The 3,466-nt window shown below is 51.2% G+C and carries 3 protein-coding genes; all 3 read left to right on the forward strand.

Features of this window, described 5'->3' with window-relative positions; genetic code table 11:
* The coding region (locus tag FD23_RS10415) for a DUF2207 domain-containing protein (RefSeq protein WP_236743880.1) at positions 1 to 943 on the forward strand (943 nt) is incomplete at its 5' end.
* A 75-nt stretch (positions 944 to 1,018) separates the two neighbouring features.
* Positions 1,019 to 2,092, forward strand: a complete 1,074-nt coding sequence (locus tag FD23_RS04880) for an AI-2E family transporter (RefSeq protein WP_025895647.1) — start codon at positions 1,019 to 1,021, stop codon at positions 2,090 to 2,092.
* Positions 2,093 to 2,374: 282 nt separating this feature from the next.
* Positions 2,375 to 3,334, forward strand: a complete 960-nt coding sequence (locus tag FD23_RS04885; protein WP_003611786.1) for a beta-ketoacyl-ACP synthase III — start codon at positions 2,375 to 2,377, stop codon at positions 3,332 to 3,334.
* The last annotated feature ends 132 nt before the right edge of the window (positions 3,335 to 3,466 follow it).

A 3,466-nucleotide genomic window follows, 5' to 3' on the forward strand; every position in this document is an offset into this window, starting at 1 on the left:
TATCAAGAGCAGAAAGTCGGGCAGCCCGGTCAAGGCCAAGAAAGAAATTGGCCACAATTTTGAAATTCCCGCCTTCAGCCCGACCACGGCCCAGATCCTGGTGACCAAGAAAGACCCGGACGGCAAGGCTTTGGCCGGAGAAATCGCCCTCCGGGCCGGCCGGGGTGAAATTACCATTAAGACAGGCAAGAAGGGAAAGGACTTCACTTATGCCAAGACCCGCAAGTACAAGGGTGACCTGCCGCTTTTAAATAGGCTTTTCAAAAAGGTCGGCAACGGGCAAAGTTTCAGCAACAAGGACTTAAAGCAATATAGCGGCAGCCAGGAGATTACTTCCAGTTACAAGAACTGGCAGGAGGCCAGCCAAAAGGCCCTAATCAAGGAGGGCTACATTGACCAGAAATTGCAGGACCGGGAGGAGCTATTATCCCTCTATACTCTGGGCTTGATGTTTGTCTCAGTGGCAGCCATCGTCGTCTGTTTCTTCCTTTATGACAAATACACATTCTGGCTCCTGCCCGCCATCCTCTGGGTGCTGGCTACCTTTGGTCTAGCCCGCCTGCGCCTGCACCACTTCTCCGACTTGACGGAAAAGGGGGCAAGGGCAACTGAACAGGCTTTAGGCTTTGAAGCCATGCTGGATGACATTGGCCAGTTCAAGCTGCGCGACATCGGGGAACTGACCCTGTGGGAGCAGGTCATGCCTTATGCCATTGCTTTTGGCCTGGCCAAGAAGGTCCTTAAGCAGCTGAAGCTGGAATTCCCGGAAGAGATCGCGGCCGACCCTTACTGGACCTACTACTATGCCGGTGCCAGCTACGGGGCCTTTGCCTCCAGCTTTGATGAGGCGATTTCGTCTTCAGCTGGCTCAGGCGGCAACTTTTCGGCCTCCAGCGCCTCCAGCGGCGGTTTTGGGGGCGGCAGCGGCGGCGGTGCCTTCTGATTTGTTTTTTCTGGTGAAAAAGTTTACAATAAACAAAATAATTTTTCCGGAAATTAATTAGTTGGGGAAGGCACTATGGAAGCCAGTTTATGGAACAGATTTAAAAACAACATTCACTTGCGGCGGGCAACGGTCCTGGTCATGATCATTCTGGCCCTGTACTATGTGCGGGCGATGATGAACACGATCCTGCTCTCCTTTATCTTTACCTACTTGATCGTTCACCTGGTTAGGTTCGTCCAGGGGAAATTCAAGCATGTTTCTGACAAATTGATTGTCGCTTTGACCTATCTCTTGATTGTCGTCCTGCTTTACTTTGCCCTACGCTACTATGTCCCGGTTTTGGTCAAGCAGGTGACCAAGATGACCAAGTCGGTGATCAACTATTACCAGACCAATGACGTGGGCTGGCTGATGACCCAGCTGCACAAGTATGTCTCTGAAAAAACGATTTCCAGCCAGGTCAAGAGCAGCTTAACGGCGCTGACGGCGGCCTTGAAGGGCTTCGGGTCAGTCACCATGTCCTTTGTCATGGCCCTGGTCTTGAGCTTCTTTTACACAATTGAGTTAAAAGAAATGCAGATCTTCAGCCAGTCTTTTTTGAAGTCCGACCTCTTTGGCTGGCTTTTTGAAGACATTGCCTACTTTGGCCGCAAGTTTACCAATACCTTCGGGGTGGTGCTGGAAGCCCAGTTCTTGATTGCCGTCTGCAACACGGCTTTGACTATTGTCTGCCTGGCCATCATGAAGATGCCGCAGATTTTTGCCCTGGGCCTCATGGTCTTCATCTGCAGCCTGGTCCCGGTGGCCGGGGTGATCATTTCCATGATCCCTCTGTCTCTGGTGGCTTATACGGTCGGCGGGATCCAGGACGTGACCTACATTTTGATCATGATCGCTGTCCTGCATACCCTGGAAACCTATATCTTGAATCCGAAATTCATGTCTAGCAAGACGGAATTGCCGATCTTCTACACCTTCGTGGTCCTGCTCTTTGGCGAGCACTTCTTCGGCACCTGGGGCTTGATCGTCAGTGTCCCGATCTTTACTTTCTTTTTGGATATCCTGGGGGTCAAAAACATCAACAGCAAGCAGGAGAAGCTGCAGGAGGCCAGGAAGCGGATAGAGCACAAGCGGCTGGAAAAATAGCATAAGATTTTTTAAAAATAATAACTTAGTCGACAGACTCGGAGCAAATGCCTCCGGGTCTTTTCTTTTTGCCAGTAAAAAAGCAAAAAAGAAAAAGCTATACATAGGCCAGTGATGCAAAAAAATAAAAGTTTTTTGCTATCTAAAAGCCCTTATGAATACTAGCCTTATAAGGATTTTGTAGACTATACAATACGTGAATAGTATTGACATTTTTTAGGCGAGGACTATACTTTGTACATGTCGATAAAATTATAGTTTTGAACAGGAAAGAGGTTTGCCTTGACTTACGCCAGAATTGCAAAAAGCAGCCGTTACCTGCCCGAATTTGCGGTCAGTAATGACGACTTGAGCCAGATCATGGAGACCAGTGACGAGTGGATTAAGACCCGGACCGGGATTTCCAGCCGGCGGATCAGTCAACAGGAAAACACCTCGGACCTGGCCATCCAGGTGGCCAAGCAGCTCCTGGCTGGCGAGGATCCGGCAGGGGTTGACCTGATCATTGTCGCGACCATGTCGCCAGACGCCTATACCCCGGCCACGGCGGCCCTGGTTCAAGCAGCGGTTGGGGCGGAAAACGCGGCCTGCTTTGACCTGTCAGCTGCCTGTTCTGGTTTCGTCTATGCTTTAGACGTGGCGGAAAAAATGCTGCGGCGGCCGGGCGGGATGGCCCTGGTAATCGGGGCAGAAACCCTGTCCAAGCTGGTTGACTGGCAGGATAGAACGACGGCTGTACTCTTCGGGGATGGCGCCGGAGGGGTCTTGGTCAAAAATGACGCGCTTGAGCCGCATTTCTTGGCCAGCCAGCTGAAAAGCTACGGCCACTTGGCCAAATTCCTGTCAGCTGGCCAGACCAGCCCGCAGCCCTTTCCCGGTCCGGTAACGGGCCTGGCCCCCTTCAAGATGAACGGGCGGGAGGTTTACAAATTTGCCACCCACAAGGTGCCCGAAGTAATCACCGCCTGTTTAGAAGAAGCAGGCGTGGGTTTAGCGGAAGTCGACCTTTTCCTTTTGCATCAGGCCAACTACCGGATCATCAAGCAGGTAGCCAGGAGGCTGGATTTGCCAGAGGAAAAGTTCCCCTGCAATATTGCCGAATACGGCAATACCTCAGCCGCCAGTGAAGCCATTCTCTTGGCCGGGCTGGCAGAAGAGGGGAAGGCGCAGGCGGGCGACCTGGTCGTGTTGGCCGGCTTTGGCGGGGGCTTAACCGCGGCTGCCCAGCTGGTCAGACTATAAGAATATTGGCGTTTTAGATAAGTTAGATTTGATTTTACTTTTAGTTTTTATTTTTTCGCCGATTGTAAAATTAAACTGAACACTGTTCCGATCCAGTAAGAAAAATCGTTTTCACTGGATCAGAGCACAAAA

Origin of the sequence: Lactobacillus delbrueckii subsp. delbrueckii DSM 20074 = JCM 1012, from assembly GCF_001433875.1 — a bacterium.
GTDB lineage: Bacteria > Bacillota > Bacilli > Lactobacillales > Lactobacillaceae > Lactobacillus > Lactobacillus delbrueckii.

Bases quoted from the DNA above. Each gene is read 5' to 3' on its own strand.
- FD23_RS04880 (WP_025895647.1), top strand. From the start codon at position 1,019: ATGGAAGCCAGTTTATGGAACAGATTTAAAAACAACATTCACTTGCGG.